The organism is Spirosoma liriopis, from assembly GCF_023196085.1.
Taxonomy (GTDB): domain Bacteria; phylum Bacteroidota; class Bacteroidia; order Cytophagales; family Spirosomataceae; genus Spirosoma; species Spirosoma oryzicola.
The window spans coordinates 889,323-907,605 of sequence record NZ_JALPRF010000001.1 but is presented as its reverse complement, the minus strand read 5'-3'; the positions used below and the strand labels follow the sequence as shown (position 1 = coordinate 907,605).

The following is an 18,283-nucleotide window of genomic DNA, read 5'->3' as shown; positions in this document are numbered from 1 at the left end:
CCATGAGTAGTAACCAGCTAATCTAATGATAATAGGTGGCCAAGCGCTGCATTTCGTGCTCCAGTGAACATCGGATAGGCGTTGCTTGTCCTAAGCGAAAAGAAATTTCTGTATTAGTGTAAAGATAGCTGCTAGCAATAAAGCTGTACCTCTTGACGATTAGCTGTTTGTCGAATATTTATTTTATGCGCTATAGAGAAAGTATTCTAAGGTATATATTGTTTTAAATCAATTAGTTATGCTTTCTGCCGTTTAATAGTTTTATTGATTTCAGCTATAGAATGAATCCATAGACGTGTATAGGGTCCTTTATTCAGCTACTCATAAGCAGTTGTGTGAATTGGTATAGCCTATGAGTAGCTGAATAAAAGACGAAATCTGCCAGCAGTTTACTTATTTTGCTGGCGGGGTGGTTTTTGGTTAAGTTCCTGTTCGAGTTCGCTTTCTTCCTCAGCAGGAGTAGTAACGGGCGGCTTCTGTGGACGAACGGTTGAACGTTGGCTGGTTTCCTGCTTAGGTTCCGTTCGAATGCGCTCCGATTTATTAGCAACACCGTCGGTTGGCGGTGTGGTACGTTGATTGTCAACCGGATTGGGAAGAGACGTCTGGTTGGTTTGCTCGTCAACTACAATCGATTTTTTTCTCGCAGGAACAGCTAGTCTTTTTTCTGTTTTCTTCTCTTCGGTTGGCTGTGCAGGCACTGCTACCAGACCATTATCTGAGCTTGTTTGACTTGCTTGCGGACGATCATTGTCCAGAACACGCTGGTTTGTTACGTTTTCCGAACAAAGGCTAGGAAAAAGCGTGCATCGGAAATAGTAACCGCCTAACGTTAGTCCACCGACGCCAACTAGGAGACCGGCCAGTAAAGTACTGGATATTCCTCCTGCGGGGCTTACTTTGGCTCGTCTATTGTCCGAACTTCCTATAGCCGGCAAAATACCTGAACTGCTTCCTTTCAGTGGTAGTGTACCCTTATCGTAAGGTGCCTCGATGAATAACTGACCCTGATGCGTGCCTAGACTTTTGGCCACGTACCGTACGTGTACATACGTTCCCTTTGCTGAAGGAACCAACGTCAGGCTAGGAGCGAAGTTCGGGTGACTGTCGCTGGCTAGCTGGAAATGATCCGGTGCGTCGGTTGTTAAGGTTACAGGTGTGTTCGTGTTCTGCTGAGAGATGGTCAGTACCAAATACTTTGGATGACCGGGGGCCGTTTTAGCGAATGTTAATTCGCTGTGACTAACCGTTAGAACAGGTTTGTCTAACGGTGTAGTCAGCGATAATTCGTTGGAGTCGCTTTTCTCCGCTATAGGATCAGGGGTCACCATAAACCGAGACGACTTGGTTATAGAGTCTTCAGCACTATCGGGTGTTTGAAGAGGCTGTCGAATAGGCATGATTTGCAGTTTTATATATTCGTGTACAATATACGACCTAGCCCTGACTATTGCGAGTTCATCCAGGCTGGTTACCTGTCATAATCCGTATTTTGGGGTGAAAAGTTCGTCCAGCCTGTGAGCCAGTTGTCCGTACCAAACGCACCCCGGTAATTCACTGGCGTGAAGAAAGTACTGCCAATTTTACCACCTGTTGCCGCCCCCGATAACAGTGGTGAACCGGTTTGAGGTACGAAGTTTGGCGAATTCAGCGTAAAGCTATTGCTGTTCAGCAGTAGTGAAGCCAGGTCCGACGATGCAATAATTTGATTGCCTCGTGCCGTCGACGTGAAGTAGCTTGTTATCTGATCGGTTGTGATTGTACCGGCACCGACAATGGGTGTTCCTGTATTGGCGAGAACAACCCCTCGGAGGTCAAGCGCACTGCTGGTTGCATTTACCAAGTAGCCTGCCGCTGTTCCTTCGATCCGAAGCCCCTCTGGATACCCATAAAACAGGGAGTTATAAACCGAGATAATAGAATTCCGGCGTAATAAGATACCCGATCGGTACGTGCTGGTCCCCGCTACGGTGCTGCTGGCTGGTGGTGTCGTTTGAAACGCAAAATTGCTCAGATTCGCGAAGACAGGTGCATTCTGTGGTAGTCCGTTCGTGGGAATTACGGGCGCTACATCAGCAGTGGCGTTTGGTTCGTAGTTTTCTACCTCGAGGCCGTTCGAGCCGGATCGATCCGCAACCTGCGCATCACGGAGCGCTACGCCAAACTGTACGTTACCAACATAGCCCCAATCGGCTGTCCAGTCATCATCGGAGTTTCGGAAGGAAACCAGGTTTTTTGCGTTAGCCGAACCGCCAAACCACGAGAAACCGTCGCCACCGCTGTACGAAACCTGAACGTGGTCAATCGCTGTGTTAATCCCTACCCCGATCATCGTTAACCCACTCAGTCGGGCACCTGGTACGCTGGGTTGCAAAGCCCCCGCGTATTCAATGCGCACATATTGAAGCGCACCGGAGTTGTCGAAGGGCTCACCATACGCCTGTACTGTACCACGAACACCGTTTGGGTAAGGAGTCGATGACGAGCGGTTCACCTGTGATTTTCCAGTTAGTACGATGCCTCCCCAGTCGCCGTAATTGCGTTGACCAGCGGGTTCTGATGAGGTGAATACGATTGGCTGCGTGGCTGTACCCCTTGCAATCAGGCTGCCAATTCGCTCAACGACGAGTGCCCCAGGCGTACTTTTCCCCTCGGGGTCCTGTTCCGGTCCAGCCCCTTTGATAACGGTTCCCGCCTGAATAGTTAAGGTGTAGTTTTCAGGAATATACACCATGCCGCGAAGTATATAAACGCTGTCTTTGGTCCAGGTCTGATTTCGGAATAAAGTACCCTGCTTTATCGAAGTCGGCTTGAGAGGAAGAGTCGCTAGTGTAAACTGAGTTTGACTTTGGACGGTTTGCCCGCCTGCGGTTACCGAAACGGGACCGCTCGCAGCGCCAGCAGGGACAACAACGACCAGGCGCGAATCCGTTGCCGATACAATCGTTGCCGTAACACCACCGATAGACACCGTATTGCTACCGGGATTGGTATTAAAATTCGTTCCGTTGATCGCAATGGTACTGCCGACGGGTGCAGTGGCTGGGTCAATACTCGTAATAGTGGTTGTAGGCTGCTGCGGCTGGGGGGGATCCTCCGGGGTCTTCTTACAACCAATAATGATGGCAGACATGCTCAATAGCAGGAGCAATGGGTAAAGTAGGTTTTCAAAACGTTTCATCTGTGTATCCGTTGACTGTTAAAAAGTTGAATGTCTATTTATACTTGTATTGCCGTTGATCGAAAGCCGATTAAAAAGCACATTCTAAAAGTCGATGACCTGACATCGCGATAGGCAATTCTCGAATCACTTTGACGTGTCCTGTTTTAATAAAATGTTCTATTTGATAAACGTCCTGCTCGTCAACAACGTAGAAGCGCGGGTAGCGATCGGCATTAAACTGATTGACTGGTACAATGCCGCTTATCTTATATGTCTCCTTCATCGTTTGAAGAACCTTATAATTCACAGTTGCACTTTTGATGTTGTCAGGCCAGTCAGCAGTTTTCCAGTCCAATAAAAATGAAATGTTAGAACGCTTTTTGTGAAACCAGATCGGTAAAAAATAATCAGCCCGTTCGACAAAAACCGGATATTCTGGCTTCAACTGAGGCAGGTAGGTTAAGATCTGGCTCGGAAATGGCGATTCCATTTTCGACACTTTGTAAAAAATAACGCCTGATAGCAACAGCGAATGCGCTAACAGTAACCAGCCTAATTGTGGTAAAATACGGCGCTGACCCGCAAAGTGATAATAGGTATATACCAATTGATACATGATCAGCAACTGGCTAGGCCACATATACCGACCAAGTAGAATAGGCGTATGGAACAGAGAAACTATCAAGGCTATCATCATCGTAGTCAGGTAGATGAACCCCGACAGTAAGAAAAACTGACGAGCTGGATCGTGACGTATCGTTCGGAAGCCTGCTTTCAGCATTGGTAGGGCCAGGTAAACAAATAAGCCTACTACCAGCACAACCTGCGCAATCGGAAACCAAGACGAGTAATCGATGCCAGTTACTTTAATGGGAAGGCCTGGTATTAAGTCACCAAAAGCGCCGAAGAACGATTGAATAGTAGGAAAGGGAATCCATGAATGCGGATTACCAGCCTGCGACTGAATGACAAAATTTGGATACCAGCCGACCAGCCAGACTATGGCAATCAACCCATGCGTGGCCATTGGCAATAGATAATGTCGATTTTTCGACCAAAGTAGTAGACCCAGAAAAAAGGCGCCTGAAGCCGCCAGGTAAAACAGCCCGTAATTGTGGCAAAAAGCGATCATCATTCCAACAAAGGTCTGGAAAATTAGAAGTCGCTTGCTGGCAGGCCGATTAATGAGCTGTTGTAAAAGAATGAAGTACACGCAGCAAAGCGGAAACAAAAGTGCGTACTGACGTATACCGGTTGCATGGGCAAAGTTTTGATAAGTCATGTATACCATGACTGAAATCAGTACGAAATTGGTAGCAGGGTCGCCAATCAGCCGGGTTGTGTACAGGAAAAACAAGCTGATTGTCGCGGCAAATAATAGGACGGATATGATCCGCAAAAACAGCGGGTCCAGATTAATGGCGTGACCAATCAACCAATAGAGATTGAAAAATAAAGGTGGATTTTGATCCATACTGCTGATCACTGCACTATTCATGTGCGTGAATGACGGATCAGAGACAAATACGTAGCTCAGGACTTCATCCATCCAAAGCCAGGGTTCTCTACAGACCAAACCGACAATAATACTAAGCGCAAAGAGGGTGAATAAACCGACGCTTAACAATTGAATTTCCTCCTTCTGTTTCACCAAGACCATAGCCAATTAGTTTAATGGAATTATTCCAATGGGTGTTAATCTTGAAGGGGCTTATACAACAAGACAGTGTACCAGCCCCTGACCAATTTAGCTTACAGCAACGGTGAAAAGTATTTGGAAAGGTTACACTACGAACCTTACTCAATTTGAGTCATTGCGGGAGCGGTACGACGGAGCTTGTTTGATCCATCTATCGTGTCCGCGCTACACTTCTGATAAAGGTCAAGGTACTGATCTGCAATAGTTTTTAGAGCAAATCGTGTTTTAACGGCTTCGATAGCATTGCTTGACAACTGTGCGTACAGGGCTTGGTCAGAAAGAAGTCTGTCCGCTGCGGCCACCATCTCGTCAACATTCGTAATATCCACCAACAAGCCGCCGTCCTGCACAACCCAGGGTACGGCCCCGCTGAACTTACCCGCCACAACCGGAACACCGTAGCTCATTGCTTCTGCCAGCACCATCCCAAACGATTCTTCCTTCGACGCATGTAGAACGAGCGTACTCTGAGCGATTTTAGCCAATACATCGGCATAAGGTATCGACCCAAAAAGGACGATGTTCGACATATCAATAGCGTGCTCCTGGCAGAACTTAACCGCTTCGCCGTCGGGTTCGAAGGCATCACCCATGCCCCATAGAACAGTTTGCGGATACCGCTCTTGCAACGCTTTAAAGGTTAGCAGCGCGTTGCCACAGTTTTTACGCTTTTCCCAGCCGTTTACAATCAGGCTGATAACTGGCTTATCGGGTATTGTCGTTCGACCGATCACGTTGGGAATTGGCACGGGATTGCCAACGACGTGTACTTTCGCCGATGTCCATTCGCTAACCGACTCTGCCATGTAGGGCGATACCGCTGTAAACCACCGGCCCCGATTAAAAACATAGCGTGCCAGCATAAACATGAATACCCGTTCCAGCGTGCGTATGTAGCTCAGGATCGTTCTGGCATTGTCGTGTACTGTTATCAGCGTATTTGGATTATAATCCAATGCCGCCAGCGCAAATTCATACGTCCAGTGAGCGTGGACAACCTCCGGTTTAAACTGGTTGAGCAGTTCTAAAATATGTTTCCGCTCAAACCGAAAGAAATCCGCTGTACGGCCCATGCGTCGACCGTTTGGCCGAAAAATACGTTTGCGACTAGGCGCTATGACGTACGTAAGCAGTCCTTTCGTATAAATGTAAGGCGCATCGTCGTCGTTCATCGCAGGGTCAATCGTAATGGCGAGCACCCGATGGCCACGATTGATGTATTCTTTGATGAGACTACTTACTAAAGGAGCTCCTGCCCGACCTTTAGGACACGATTGATGCTGTTGCAGCTCAGACTCTGACAACAGGTCTTTTGTGGCAATCGGACCTACTACGCCAATATACATGCTATGTTATGTTTTGGACAGGGCCAACAACGCCAACTGACGGCATTGATCAAGCATTTTCCTGTCTACTGGGATTCACTTGTCGTGATTGTAAAAATTATCAGCTTACATGAACAAATCAACATTGATAAAAATAATTTGTTCGACATTGATTTTGATCAGCTGAAAAAGTCAACGTCAAACATGAGTATCGTAGTTGTCTGATAATAAGATTCTTGAAAAGTGAAAAATGGTCGAAGATGAACAAGACAGGCATGCATGACCAATAAACGAATCTGCTGGCGGTGCTGACGAACAAAGTCAACGACTTCGTAATCTTCAGGATAACAGCGTTGTACATCGGATAGCTTACCCGTTGGCCTGTTTATTTCTTACCAAAGAACACTTTTCTGTAGTTCGTCGCTAAGGGATTTTGGGAAAGAACGGGCGGGAAAAGAACGTATTTATGAACCGTATCTTTGTCAAAGTATTCTTCATTGACGGCTGTTACATCAAACCCACAATTGGCTAGTATATCGACAAAATCGTTGCCATATATACGCAAGTGATCGTACTGACCAAATATACGCTCCCGCTCTTTGGGGTCCGTGATTGTCAGATCTTCCTGCGTAACATCCAGACCATCTTTTTGCGGAACGGTAAAAATGCAGTAGCCGCCTGGTTTCAAAACACGGTATACTTCCTGGATCGCCTTTATGTGGTCTGGTACGTGCTCAAGCACATCGCAGGCAATGACACAATCGTACGACTGATCAGCCACCGTCTTCATATTCGAAATGTCGAGGTTGAAGTCGATGTTCTTGTAGGAGTACCCCTCCGTGAAGAAGTCGGCAGTCTTATACAAACTAGCTCGGGAACGAATCATTTTCTCCAGTTTCTTTTCCGGAGCAAAGTGCAGAACGTTTTTACCGTCGATGATTTTTTCGAAACTGAAATTGTTCAGTAAAGAGAGAGAGGCTACTAACAGGCGGTGACGAACCGTTGAGTAACAGTTGGGGCAGATGCAGTACAAGTGCCAGGAGTCGCTGGTAAGCTTATTGGCTTTATAGTGACAGATGTTGCATTCTACGTCGCTTCCGGCAATGTTATAATAAACTTGAGACGTCATCAAATAAGTCTCTTTAACATTCTGCTTGATCGCTCTTAGTGTCTCTTTCATATCCATTAGAGTTGATACTAAACGGTTGGTAAAGCTAATCAGGGTTTATTTACTATTGGTGTTAGGAATTTCAGAACTGACAAGGGGCGCTGCGTCGGCTGTTTGAACAAGTTTGCTATGTTGACTCGAGGCTAGCATCGCCGGATACAGATCGTCAATGAAACGTCTTATTTTTTTATCCCACAGTTGAGTTTGGGCAAAGGCGTAACCAGCACGGCCCATAGATAGCCGTTCGGTGGGGTGGTTGTACATCCACTCGACCGCTGCCGCTAATTCGGCTACTACCTGCTCTTCGGTAGTTATTGCAACTCGAATACCCGTTGTGTCGTCAACCAGTTCGGCTTGTCCGTGAAGCTTCAGCGTAATTACCGGTAAGGAATACGCCATCGCTTCGAGTAGCTGATGGGGACATGAATCGCGCAGGCTGGTGAAGAAAAAAACGTCTGACTGCTCGTAGAATTCTTTCACCTCCTGAAACGTCACGTGGCCCGCCCAGTTCACCCGATTTTCAACGCCGTATTGCTTGATATACTGCGGGACATACTCGGCCATTTCGCCTTTTCCGCCCACAATCGTCAGACTAACGGGAATAGCTGGGTTCACTTTACCAAGTGCCTGAATGGTAAGTTCCAATGCTTTTCGGGGAAGCATACGACCTACCCAAAGTAACTTTAAGGGCTGACTGGAATCCGGCTTACGTTCAATCGCCTGCGATGGAATAAAGGTGCTGGCTAACCCCGCGTCCCAGATGCGTTCGATGGGGCGGTCTGGACGCAGACGACGGGCCAGCGCAAACGTGTCCATATTTGTCACAATGACCTGATCCGCGGATTTTACGGATTTGTAAAACCCTGGATTCGTGTATTCAAGCACTTTGCCGACCCAGTCGCGCATCCATTCGCGGGACCAGTACTGACCAAAATAACGCTTAAAAGCTTTAGGAGCCCGTTGCCCGCCCCCGACAGGGCCGAACACAAACGGTTTGCGCAGCTTGTACATGAAGCTACCCAACTGAATACTACCGTAGGTTACGTGATGGACCAAATCAAACTTGTGGCTTTGGTCCAGCTTCTTTGCCAATTTGTAAGCCGTCCACTGCCAGTAGATGTAATGGAAGTACATCCCGATCAGATTCGAATTACAGAACTTGTCCACCCAGTCGGGTACAAGCACGTAATGAACCGTCAGGTTCGGGAAAAAGCCATTGGCCTGAATCGATTCAATAGAAGCTTTACCGTCTTTTTTGGTTAGACAGTGCACCTCCATATTATTCAGACTTAAGGTCGTTGCGTACGTCCAGCCTGTTCCTTCTTCGGAACCCCAGTTAGGAATGCAGGCGTAGGCAGATAGCAGAACTTTCTTCATACCACTAAATTGGATATAGCAGCGATTAGCCAACAGAGGCTAATTGCCAATTAAGCTTTCATCAATCTGATTTTTCGCAGTAAAAAACCAGCGCAAATCCTGCCTACGTCGAAGAAAAAGTAAAGTAGCTTCGTTTTAGAATGCGCAATGGCAAAATTATAGCGAACGGTCAGATTGGTCATTGACTTGACAGAGGTGAAGCCGTTGATAAACTGCTTGAGAGTCACGCCCTTCTCTACTTGAATACCCGTTGCCGCTACGAATTCGTAGACAATGCTTTTTGCGTTGACAATCAGGTGGTAACCCGCTTTACGTGCCCGAAGCGAAAACTCGATATCGGCCATGTAGTGAATGTAATTTTTCGAATCGAATAAGCCGATCTTATCAAAGACTTCCATCGGAATCAGCGTACCCCGACCCGGTAGTGAATGCGATTCAACGTAGGCCTTTTTGCTAATTAATTCTGGATAGCTGTACTGATAATCTTCTGCCAGGTGCCGTCCGCTGGCCGTGTACAATTCCATGTACGTACCCGCAAACTCAAGCTTATCCGGATTGTTACTATCCACGCTGACGGAGCCGATCAAACAAGGTTTGTGTTGCTTGTAGGCGTCGAGCAGTGTTTGCAAATAATCGTTATTGACCCGTGTGTCGTCGTTTAGGGTAAGCACAAAATTTTCCTGTGTCTTATCCAGATGTTCGAGCGCATAGCGGATACCCCAGTTCGTTGCTTCGGCCCACCACAGATTTCCATCACCTTTCAGAACTACTACGTTCGGAAACTCGTGGTAAATCATTTCATCGGTTCCATCCGTAGAACCGTCGTCGACCACAATGATCTGAAAATTGCGGTAGGTCTGGGTGTGCAAGCACGATAGACACTCACGCGTGTACGCTTTACGGTTATGAACAGGAATGACAATACTAACCATGGTTGTATAAATTGAGCCAGTCTAGATGGCTATCGTTTTCGGAGAATCATACTCATCAATGTCCTCATCCTCTATCGCTATTTCTTCATGTTCGGGAGAATCAAGCGGAGGGTGGAGACCGTAAAACATGCTGACGCCAACGAAACCCCAGAAGTAAACAGGTTCCTGATACGAGATTCCATACACGACCCCACTGACAAGAAAGCCAAAGAGTACGAGTTGATCTACGGTCAGCACACGACGGGAAAAGTACAAAGCTATGATGGCGCTTAACATCAATATCAGATTGATGGCGAGGCCAAAGGCTCCGTAGTTATAAAGCATATCTACGTATTGAGAGTGAATGATCGTTCCTTTGTCCGGAAAGTCTTCGTTCTCCATGATTTCGCCCCGATCGTATCCTTCGTAGCGCCAGCCAAAAATCGGTTTCTCCGGCACCTGACTTAGATAGTATGTACTCTGCTCCACGCGCCAGCTACCCGTGTTATCTTCTTTTGGATCGAATATACCGTTGATATTCTCCATGAACGAAGTCACTTTTGATTCGGGCAGCAGATCGGTAAACGGCAACGAAATGGCCAGCATGATGGTGAACAGGATAAGTGTCCGCCAAACGGGCAGCGGGTTGATTGTAACCTTTCCCAGAAACGATATACCGACAATTACCGAAGCAGCCACTACAGCTGCCGAGATAACCGTTCGATGCAGCAAGAAGATGATAATGAACAGCGTAAACAATGACGCCATGAGTTGCCTTAATCGACGCTCTCTTAAGTAGAGTACCAGGTAGTAAATAAAGGGTATAACCAAATAAAGCGCATCCGGCGACAGCGTTGTCCGGCTTTCAGACGTCAGGTTGTAGCTGAAAATTTGGCCTAACAAAAGCTGGTTGAAAAAGAAAAAGCCAAAAATCAGGTAAACGGCGTATTCTATTTTCAACAGACCCGCTCTACTGGCAAGATAATAACAGCATAGGGCTACTCCGCAGTAAGCAAAGCGCTTAATGACAAAGTAGGAGTACACAAACTGATCGTATTCGTACTTTGATTCCAGCACCAGCAAAATTACGCTCAGGACGAGAACCCAGGCCATTACTTTATAAAAGCCAGGTAATTCGAAGTAGTAGCGTACAAAAATTGCCATTGCGATGAGCGGTGACAGATTTGTAAGCGCATTCAATATGGCACTACCGTGATTACCAGCGTAAGTCGACGCACTCAGCCCAAACAGCATGGTGAACAAAGCGATTCGAGCAATCCAGATATTCATGCTGCTTGTCCGGTTTGGTTATAAAATGAAATCAACTTGGCCAACGTCTTGTAGTGATCAAAATTGTTACCCGCGTAAGCTGACTGAGCATTCACGAGCTGTGTCCGTTTTTCAGGGCTGAAATACGTAGCTATTTCGTCCGCTAGTGCTTTTACATCGGTTCCTTGTAAAAGCCCAAAGTGATCCGGCAGCATTTCCGGAATGCCACCAACGGGCAAAGCCAGTACGGGCGTTTTGACCGCAAAGGCCTCGATAATCGAGTACGGGCAGTTATCATTCAGCGCTGTATGCACGTACAGATCAGTTTGAGCCACCAACTGCCAGGGGGTCTGCTGCTGACCATAAAATTTGACCTGTTTACTCAGATCAAGCTTTTCGACCAGTTGTTCGTACTCGGACCGTTTAGGACCATCGCCGATTAACCAAATGACAAAATCACTGATTCCCCGTTTGCGCAGCTCGTCGCCAATCTGAATCAACAATTTCTGATTCTTACGTTCATCAATATAACCAACGTTGCTGATGATCAGCTTATTGGCTGTAGAAAGATCTTTTGCACTAGGGACTGCCTTAATACTAACGGTGTTGTACAAGATGATTCTGTTCGCGTCGGCAGGCAGCAGGTGTTTAGACTTGCTGTACGCATAATTCGAAACAAATACGTAACTCTTGATGTGCGAAAATAAATACGTGTACCACTTGACGAATCGTGCTGCAAGCCCGGTTTTGAGCTTATACTTCTGGATGATCTCACTGGCTGGATCGTCGTTAAAATGACACGTCATAACAACCGGTACCTTTTCGCCCAAAGCCAGATGCGCAGCGGCTCCCGACTTCGCATCCTGTGCGTGAATCAGATCAGGCTTGTCTATTTTCTTGCTACGAATAGCCATGTACATGCCCGTAAACTGAGCGAACTCGTAGTACAAAGCACGACCAGCATTGCCAAACAACGGCATGATCCTAAATAATACCGCCAGCACTTTGCGCCAGAGAAATGGAGTATCCGACGCGTCAACAATACTAACCTGTACGCCCTGGTTCCTTAAATCCTGCGCCAGGGTGTTGTAATACGTAACAACGCCCGAAGGTGAATGTGAGGCCAGTACTGTTACGATAAGCACGTTCATTTTTGTCCTAAAATAACTCTGGGTTTTTCGTTATCAAACACGCCAAACCAGCCATCCAGATAAGCGGCTGTATAGAACTTGATTCGCTTTACTTTATGGTCATCGTGCAGAATGACGTTGAGCAACTGCGCTGATAAGGTCTTGATGAAACTACCCGTCAGTCGGGCTTTATGGATTGGCTTTAGATCGGACCAGGGTTCTCGTTTCAGCCAGACACTATTCCGAATGCCATAAAAACGAATCCACAACTTGTCAATCGGGTACGTTGTAACGGATGGTTTAGCCGCCTGATAGTGATCAATCCGAGCGGAGTGCAATAAGGCAATTTTACCAACTTTCCGTTTCAGCCGCAGGCTATACTCTACGTCGTCGTAATGAATAAAAAACTCGGGGCGGGGTAAGCCGATGGCCGATACAGAACGATAGGGGAGCAGCAAACCAACAAAAGACGCGTAATCTATTTCGGAGATGGCTTCTTCGGAAACACCGTATTCCAATGGGCTTTGTATCGTGGCAAGGTTTGGGCTATAGGTTAGGTTAGCCCGGTGGGATACGGGTACTTTACCGTCTTCATAAACCGTTGGAGCCAGCCCTGCGTATTTCTCTTTATCAGGAATAGCGAGTAGCTTCTCCAGACACTTTTCTTCCGGGCAGCAATCGTCGTCCATAATCCAGAACCAATCGGATTTCTTCTCATAGCCATATTTGAGGGCATGATGAAATCCGCCAGCTCCTCCCAGATTGACCTTATTAATAATCGTGCATACGTCGGTTTGCTCAGATAGCCAGTCCGCTGTACCATCCGTACTACCATTATCAAAGACAATGATGCTACTCAATGGGTACGACTGCTTCCGCAAACTGCCAATGCAACGTTTTAAATCGGTAAGCCGGTTGAAGGTTACTACGACGGCTGCAACAGTTTCCATGTTAATCAATTGTAGACAAAGTAAATAGTATTGGCTGCGGGACTATTTATTCAGCAGCCGGTACAAGCGCACGGTTAAAATGTGATTCGGCTTTTTACCAAAATAGTTGAACAAACTATCAATGGTTGCTTCTCCGTACAGAAGAAAGTTATAAACCCGATTTTTGCGTTTAGCAATCATTTGTTCCGTCAGGGCTCTTAGCGACCAGTGGATAAACAAAAGCCAACCAAACTTACCACCGTGGATGTTTTGAAGGATCCGACGCTGGTTGCGTACCGCATAATACTGCTTCCAGGCACCCGGCCAGGGAATGCCATTGCGGTCGAAGGAGGGAGGATGATAGAACACCGAACTTGGAACCGTTACAACAGGAAATCCCATTTTTTCGGCCCGCGTCATGTATTCTACTTCATCACCCCAAATAAACAGTTTCCGGTCAGGTAACCCAATTTTCTCGACAACCTTGGCGTTGATGAGCGTTCCATTAAAAAAGGAAGCTACTCCGTACACCAGATCGAATTGAGTCATGTCGGCTACCTTTCGGTACGACTGATTGGGTCGATCTACGTGAAAGGCTAGTTCGCTGTGATCCGTCGTGCTGACCGACACCGAATTTTTTATGCAAGGACCCATGGCGGGTGAAGCCATTAGTTGCGCGAGCGCTGTTGGAGCCGCCAGACAATCATCGTCCATACACCAAAACCAGTCGAAGCCAGCCTTGTGTACTGTGTCGATGCCCGTTGCAAAACCGCCTGCCCCGCCTAAATTGGCCTGGGTTACCACCGTTAACTCCGACTGCTCAGCTAACCAGTTGTCCGTTCCATCTGTGCTGCCATTGTTAACCACGACGATCTCACTTAGCTTACAAGTCTGTTGGCGCAAACTTGTAATGCATTTCTTCAAATCCTCAAGCCTGTTATACGTGACTACTACTGCTGCAACAGTTTCCATCAGAACTATTTAAATAGCGTTGTTAATCGAGTTTTGCTGAAGGTCACGGCTTCTTTTAGGTATGATAGATTTATAACTTCAACTCCTTTGTTACGTAAGTAAATGTACATTGACAGCGTAATGTAGGCTTCGGCGGCTACCCAGGCATACGCTGCTCCGACATAGCCCATTCTGTCAATCAACATCGTATTCAACGCTAATCCCACTACAGATCCAATGGCTGTAATGCGGAAAAACGCTTTGTCCATGCGCAGATTCAGCATGGTGTGCAGGCCCAGAAGATTACTGATACCAATCATAATTGGTAACAGTGATACAATGCGTAAGACCAGAATGGCATCGTGAAATTTGCTGCCATACAGTAGATCGATAAACCAGGGAGCCACTATCCAGAGCCCTGCGGACATCAGGATCATCAAAAGTGCCAGCGGAAAAAACGTTGTTCTTACAATACGCAGCCCTTCTTCGCGACCTGTCCCAAATGCACTAGCCACAATCGGGAAAAACGCTTGGTTGAGTGCCATCGAAACAAATGAGCGGGAAAGCGTTTCGAGTCGTGTACCGGCCGAAAAAATACCCACATCATACGGATTGCTCAGCAGCCCCAGTAAAAAGACAGTTGAACCAGCATACAACGTGATCATGACAGACGAAAAGAACAATGTACTGTCTTCGCGAAACCGATTTACAAACTGCTGTAACGTTGGCCAGGTAAACGTCAAGTTGAACCGACTAAGCGCTACTTTAAACGCAATGACACTGACCACGATCTGAGCGATACTAATGGACAGATTCTGGTAAATATAATCTTCGGGTTTTCTGATCAGCAGAAATACCGATAGAGAAAAGATTACTTTGACGACCAGATTAAAAATAGCTACTCTCCCCAGATCTTCCATCGCCTGATAAAGCCAGACGGGGAAGAGAACAGTGCCTATGCACATCAGATACGTACAGATATGAAGTACAAGGTGTTCTCTAAATTCAGCAACGAAGTAAGAAAGCGTGCCGAAAATCAACGTTGACAACACCCACAGTACGGCTTTACCCGCAATCACTTCACTGAATATCCGGTTGACATGTGCTTTATCGGATCGGTTGGCCGCGATAGATCGCAGGGATGCCGTTTCAAAACCGTAATTGATCAGTAATGTAAAATAGGCTACATAGGCTTGTGAGAAATTGAGTAGGCCTAAGCGTTCTGGTCCAATGATCCGCACAACGTACGGTACGGTAAGCAGAGGTAATAACATGTTTGCTACCTGAACGCTGAACAGCGATGCTACGTTGATCGCAAACCGCTTCAAGATGGGTCTCGATAAAACGGGTTGTTTTTCAGCCACTGGTGTAGCAACAGCTGCGTTCACATCCGTCGAATCGTTATCTGACACCTCTTTACTAAGCATAATACCTCAATTGCAAGTTATTCTGTTGCCACGCCAAAATACACGTATTCCAAAGGGGCGTCGCCGGTGGCTTCCAGACGATGTAGAACTCCCGCTGGAATTCTGACGAACACACCATGATGCAAAGGAATCGCTTGATCACCAACAAAGTAGACGCCTGTACCATTCAGGAAGAAAAAGCATTCTTCCATTGTTTGGTGCGAATGTAAATCACAATAATCCGTCGGGGCAAAGTGGCCGTAAGCAACCTGCGTTATGTTGGACGGAGTATCGTTGTTGCGCAGAAAAACCTGCTTAACCCCTTGAGCATGAGCTGTTACCTCACGCTCAAGATTGGTTAGTGTAGCAGTGATACGTTCCATTACGCTTCAACCGGGACAAGCACTTTTTTCTGAACTTGTTCCGTAATCCAGTCGTAGGTTTTCTCAACACCCTTGCGAAGTGGAGTCGATGGAGCCCAACCTAGTTTTTCCTGAATCAAGTGGTTGTCAGAATTACGGCCTCTAACACCAAGTGGACCCGGAATATTGTTGATTGTCAGGTTTTTGCCTGAAATGTCAATCACCATTTTCGCGAAGTCGTTCAGTGAGATCATTTCTTCTGAGCCCAGGTTAACCGGACCCGAGAAATCCGAATTCATCAACCGACGGATACCATCAACGCATTCATCAACGATCAGGAACGAACGAGTCTGCTGACCATCACCCCAGATTTCAATTGAACCGCCATCTTCGGCCATCGCTACCTTCCGACATACTGCCGCAGGTGCTTTTTCACGACCGCCATCCCAGGTACCTTGTGGACCAAAGATATTGTGGAAGCGAGCGATACGGGCTTCGATACCGTGGTTCTTTTGGTAAGCAAGGAACAGGCGTTCCGAGAATAGTTTTTCCCAACCATACTCGCTGTCAGGAGCCGCTGGATAAGCTGACTCTTCCGAGCATTTTGGGTTATTGGGGTCCATTTGGTTGTACTCAGGGTACATGCAAGCCGACGACGAGTAGAAGATACGCCGAACACCTTTGTCTTTTGCCGCTTCCAGAATGTTTAGATTGCAAAGAACCGAGTTGTGCATGATGGCAGCATCATTCGTACCAGTGAAGACGAAGCCAGCACCTCCCATATCAGCAGCCAACTGGTATATTTCGTCAAGATCAGCCGTAACGACTTTGCTGGCTACGAGCGGATCCCGAAGGTCACCAATGACGAACTCATCCGAGTTGTTGTTGTCGTATTCGTTCTCTTTAATATCGACACCGCGAACCCAGTAACCTTCCGATTTGAGTCGATTTACTAAGTGACCCCCAATGAAGCCACCGGCACCACAGACGAGCGCTTTTTTCATAATTGTGTACTATTTAACGGGTGAGAAAACTTCTTTAATATTGAGCAAAATGAAAAGCGGAACAATTTCTAAATACCTCTTGTACAGCCGCTTTGGTTCTGCCATGAGTCTAAACAACCATTCCAACGAAAGGCGCTGCATCCAGCTTGGTGCCTGCGCTACCCGGTCGGTATGAAAATCAAAGGCAGCACCAACCGTTACGATGAAATTAACCTTTGTCCATTGGGCCAGCCGTCGGGCAAATCGTTCCTGCTTTGGGGTGCTCAGGCCAATCCACACAATGTTTGCCCCTGAGCTATTAATGGTTTCGGCCAGGGCCTTAAACTCATCGTCCGACATCTCACGGAATGGAGGACAGAAGGTTCCTACTACCTGTGAGTTACCAAACTTTTTGGCAACAGCTGCCTTTAGTTCATCGGCTACACCTTCTTTACCTCCGCACAAAAAGTGTTTAACTGGTTTATTAGCACTATTTGCAAACACATACCGGAATACGTCAGGGCCGTAGCAACGGGTCATCTGTTGAGCTCCTTTGAGTTTTCCAATCCAGACGCCAGGCATACCATCGGGCAGATTCCAGTAGAACGAATCCAGAACGGCTTTGAAGTCGGGCTCTTTGAAAGCGGTGACTAAACCATGAGCGCCTGTGGCACTGACGCAGTAATTAGAACGAGGCAATGCCGGATCGCACTGCTGAACCATTTCACTTACGGCTGAATCCAGCCCGGCATCATAGAGATCTACTTGTAGAACTTTAGCCATAGAATTGATAACTAGTATTGAGGTCTACAAATGGATTACCAAGCGTTCTTATTACCATTGATGGCTGACTTTACTGTCCACCAGCAAATTCGCGCATCCAAACGGGTTGATTGCTTATGGATGTACAGGTGATCATACCGGACCCGGATCTTCATCTTGTACAGTTCGTCGGTTTCACCGCGCGCTCCCCGTGCCTGAGCAAGACCCGTAATACCAGGACGTACAGCGTAGCGCTCGCGGTAGCCAGGTAAACTATCCCAGTGCTTGGCATCTAGTGGAAGCGGGTGGGGGCGTGGCCCTACTACGCTCATGTGCCCTGCCAGTACATTCAGAAACTGAGGCATTTCATCAAGATTCGTCTTGCGTAGTATTTTACCGATACGCGTTACCCGATCATCGCCGAATCTAGCTTGTTTAAAGTCTGCACCGGGTTCATACCGCATTGTCCGAAACTTCAGACACGGGAAGACACGCCCACTTCTTCCCGTTCGCGGTTGTATGAAAAAGGCAGGACCCCGCGAGTTCATCTTGATGAGTATAGCTATAAGCGGTATTAGCCAACTAAGAATAGCCACTGATACCAAGCTAGCTACTGTTATGTCGAATACCCGCTTTTTAATTCCACTGATCATTCTGCTGGTATTTGGACGCGTTTGAACGTCGTAGTCTAGATACAGGTCGATTGTTTTGCCATTGGTAGAAGCCTGCATATGAATTACTAGTTATGTTCACAGTGTTGGATTAGCCTGTTGTTTAATAGGGTTCGCCCGAAGGCGCTGGTTCAGCTTTTTGAAAGGCCAAACGCTCGGTCAGAATCAGGATCGCGG

At 47.0% G+C, this 18,283-nt stretch carries 16 protein-coding genes; all 16 read right to left on the bottom strand.

The window, feature by feature from the left end:
- Positions 1–389: 389 nt before the first annotated feature.
- On the bottom strand, positions 390–1,400 hold the full coding sequence (locus M0L20_RS03845; protein WP_248475806.1) for a hypothetical protein: 1,011 nt from the start codon (positions 1,398–1,400) through the stop codon (positions 390–392).
- A 71-nt stretch (positions 1,401–1,471) separates the two neighbouring features.
- Positions 1,472–3,181: an IPT/TIG domain-containing protein gene (locus M0L20_RS03840; RefSeq protein ID WP_248475805.1), complete on the bottom strand. Its 1,710-nt coding sequence runs from the start codon at positions 3,179–3,181 to the stop codon at positions 1,472–1,474.
- Positions 3,182–3,251: 70 nt separating this feature from the next.
- Positions 3,252–4,823 (bottom strand): hypothetical protein, encoded by a 1,572-nt coding sequence (locus M0L20_RS03835; RefSeq protein ID WP_248475804.1) that lies wholly within the window; start codon positions 4,821–4,823, stop codon positions 3,252–3,254.
- Positions 4,824–4,960: 137 nt separating this feature from the next.
- Entirely contained in the window at positions 4,961–6,208 is a 1,248-nt protein-coding gene (locus M0L20_RS03830) for a glycosyltransferase family 4 protein (protein ID WP_248475803.1), read from the bottom strand.
- Positions 6,209–6,572: 364 nt separating this feature from the next.
- The gene (locus M0L20_RS03825; protein ID WP_232559535.1) at positions 6,573–7,367 is read right to left on the bottom strand and encodes a class I SAM-dependent methyltransferase; all 795 of its coding nucleotides are present in this window, start codon (positions 7,365–7,367) and stop codon (positions 6,573–6,575) included.
- Positions 7,368–7,412: 45 nt separating this feature from the next.
- Complete coding sequence (locus M0L20_RS03820; protein ID WP_248475801.1) at positions 7,413–8,732, bottom strand: glycosyltransferase family 4 protein; 1,320 nt, start codon at positions 8,730–8,732, stop codon at positions 7,413–7,415.
- A gap of 50 nt (positions 8,733–8,782) precedes the next feature.
- A complete protein-coding gene (locus M0L20_RS03815) occupies positions 8,783–9,664 on the bottom strand; it encodes a glycosyltransferase family 2 protein (protein WP_248475800.1) in 882 nt (293 codons plus the stop codon).
- Between the two features lie 21 nt (positions 9,665–9,685).
- The gene (locus tag M0L20_RS03810; protein WP_248475799.1) at positions 9,686–10,933 is read right to left on the bottom strand and encodes an O-antigen ligase family protein; all 1,248 of its coding nucleotides are present in this window, start codon (positions 10,931–10,933) and stop codon (positions 9,686–9,688) included.
- Positions 10,930–12,063 (bottom strand): glycosyltransferase family 4 protein, encoded by a 1,134-nt coding sequence (locus M0L20_RS03805; protein WP_248475798.1) that lies wholly within the window; start codon positions 12,061–12,063, stop codon positions 10,930–10,932. Before M0L20_RS03805 ends, M0L20_RS03810 begins: the two co-directional genes overlap by 4 nt.
- Complete coding sequence (locus tag M0L20_RS03800; RefSeq protein ID WP_248475797.1) at positions 12,060–12,992, bottom strand: glycosyltransferase family 2 protein; 933 nt, start codon at positions 12,990–12,992, stop codon at positions 12,060–12,062. The genes M0L20_RS03805 and M0L20_RS03800 overlap by 4 nt, the downstream gene beginning before the upstream one ends.
- Before the next feature lie 42 nt (positions 12,993–13,034).
- Positions 13,035–13,943, bottom strand: coding sequence for a glycosyltransferase family 2 protein (locus tag M0L20_RS03795; protein WP_262923844.1), 909 nt, complete (start codon positions 13,941–13,943; stop codon positions 13,035–13,037).
- 5 nt (positions 13,944–13,948) lie between these two features.
- Entirely contained in the window at positions 13,949–15,349 is a 1,401-nt protein-coding gene (locus M0L20_RS03790; RefSeq protein ID WP_232559528.1) for a flippase, read from the bottom strand.
- Positions 15,350–15,366: 17 nt separating this feature from the next.
- A complete protein-coding gene (locus tag M0L20_RS03785; RefSeq protein ID WP_232559527.1) occupies positions 15,367–15,711 on the bottom strand; it encodes a cupin domain-containing protein in 345 nt (114 codons plus the stop codon).
- Positions 15,711–16,694, bottom strand: a complete 984-nt coding sequence (locus tag M0L20_RS03780) for an NAD-dependent epimerase/dehydratase family protein (RefSeq protein ID WP_232559526.1) — start codon at positions 16,692–16,694, stop codon at positions 15,711–15,713. The genes M0L20_RS03785 and M0L20_RS03780 overlap by 1 nt, the downstream gene beginning before the upstream one ends.
- Before the next feature lie 9 nt (positions 16,695–16,703).
- Complete coding sequence (locus M0L20_RS03775) at positions 16,704–17,456, bottom strand: WecB/TagA/CpsF family glycosyltransferase (RefSeq protein WP_248475796.1); 753 nt, start codon at positions 17,454–17,456, stop codon at positions 16,704–16,706.
- 35 nt (positions 17,457–17,491) lie between these two features.
- The gene (locus M0L20_RS03770; RefSeq protein WP_232562874.1) at positions 17,492–18,088 is read right to left on the bottom strand and encodes a sugar transferase; all 597 of its coding nucleotides are present in this window, start codon (positions 18,086–18,088) and stop codon (positions 17,492–17,494) included.
- Positions 18,089–18,283: the final 195 nt, after the last annotated feature.

What these genes read in the sequence shown, in the direction of transcription:
- M0L20_RS03820 (WP_248475801.1), bottom strand. Translation starts at nt 8,732, where the DNA reads ATGAAGAAAGTTCTGCTATCTGCCTACGCCTGCATTCCTAACTGGGGT.
- M0L20_RS03780 (WP_232559526.1), bottom strand. Translation starts at nt 16,694, where the DNA reads ATGAAAAAAGCGCTCGTCTGTGGTGCCGGTGGCTTCATTGGGGGTCAC.
- M0L20_RS03775 (WP_248475796.1), bottom strand. Translation starts at nt 17,456, where the DNA reads ATGGCTAAAGTTCTACAAGTAGATCTCTATGATGCCGGGCTGGATTCA.
- M0L20_RS03770 (WP_232562874.1), bottom strand. Translation starts at nt 18,088, where the DNA reads ATGATCAGTGGAATTAAAAAGCGGGTATTCGACATAACAGTAGCTAGC.
- M0L20_RS03810 (WP_248475799.1), bottom strand. Translation starts at nt 10,933, where the DNA reads ATGAATATCTGGATTGCTCGAATCGCTTTGTTCACCATGCTGTTTGGG.
- M0L20_RS03835 (WP_248475804.1), bottom strand. Translation starts at nt 4,823, where the DNA reads ATGGTCTTGGTGAAACAGAAGGAGGAAATTCAATTGTTAAGCGTCGGT.
- M0L20_RS03825 (WP_232559535.1), bottom strand. Translation starts at nt 7,367, where the DNA reads ATGAAAGAGACACTAAGAGCGATCAAGCAGAATGTTAAAGAGACTTAT.
- M0L20_RS03815 (WP_248475800.1), bottom strand. Translation starts at nt 9,664, where the DNA reads ATGGTTAGTATTGTCATTCCTGTTCATAACCGTAAAGCGTACACGCGT.
- M0L20_RS03800 (WP_248475797.1), bottom strand. Translation starts at nt 12,992, where the DNA reads ATGGAAACTGTTGCAGCCGTCGTAGTAACCTTCAACCGGCTTACCGAT.
- M0L20_RS03790 (WP_232559528.1), bottom strand. Translation starts at nt 15,349, where the DNA reads ATGCTTAGTAAAGAGGTGTCAGATAACGATTCGACGGATGTGAACGCA.
- M0L20_RS03845 (WP_248475806.1), bottom strand. Translation starts at nt 1,400, where the DNA reads ATGCCTATTCGACAGCCTCTTCAAACACCCGATAGTGCTGAAGACTCT.
- M0L20_RS03795 (WP_262923844.1), bottom strand. Translation starts at nt 13,943, where the DNA reads ATGGAAACTGTTGCAGCAGTAGTAGTCACGTATAACAGGCTTGAGGAT.
- M0L20_RS03830 (WP_248475803.1), bottom strand. Translation starts at nt 6,208, where the DNA reads ATGTATATTGGCGTAGTAGGTCCGATTGCCACAAAAGACCTGTTGTCA.
- M0L20_RS03840 (WP_248475805.1), bottom strand. Translation starts at nt 3,181, where the DNA reads ATGAAACGTTTTGAAAACCTACTTTACCCATTGCTCCTGCTATTGAGC.
- M0L20_RS03805 (WP_248475798.1), bottom strand. Translation starts at nt 12,063, where the DNA reads ATGAACGTGCTTATCGTAACAGTACTGGCCTCACATTCACCTTCGGGC.
- M0L20_RS03785 (WP_232559527.1), bottom strand. Translation starts at nt 15,711, where the DNA reads ATGGAACGTATCACTGCTACACTAACCAATCTTGAGCGTGAGGTAACA.